The sequence below is a fragment of the Streptomyces endocoffeicus genome (assembly GCF_016741935.1).
In the GTDB taxonomy this organism is placed as follows: Bacteria; Actinomycetota; Actinomycetes; order Streptomycetales; family Streptomycetaceae; genus Streptomyces; species Streptomyces endocoffeicus.
Genome location: NZ_JAERRG010000242.1, coordinates 1 through 326, shown reverse-complemented (window position 1 = coordinate 326; position 326 = coordinate 1). Strand labels below are relative to the sequence as shown.

Sequence of the window (326 nt, the reverse complement as noted above, 5' to 3'; positions counted from 1 at the left end):
CGGGTCAGGGCCGGGGTGGGGTCAAGCAGCTCATCGGCTACGTCGTCCCCGCCGAGGCACCGGAGAGCGGACCCGGCACCGGTGACGATGTCGACCTCACCACCGGCGTCTCCGCCGGGGACCTGCGGAAGTTCGTGTCCGCGCGGCTGCCGGAGTTCATGGTGCCCGCCGCCTACGTGGTACTGGACCGGCTGCCGCTGGCGCCCAATGGGAAGCTGGACCGCGCCGCCCTGCCCGCGCCCGACTTCAGCGGCGGCGAGTACCGCGCCCCCCGCACCCGGGAGGAGCAGGTTCTCGCCGCGGTCTACGGGGAGGTGCTCGGGCTC

At 74.2% G+C, this 326-nt stretch carries 1 protein-coding gene; it reads left to right on the top strand.

Annotated elements, in window-relative coordinates:
- Positions 1 to 326 (top strand): hypothetical protein (locus tag JK364_RS54795; protein WP_201858936.1); only part of this gene is annotated, 326 nt, incomplete at both ends.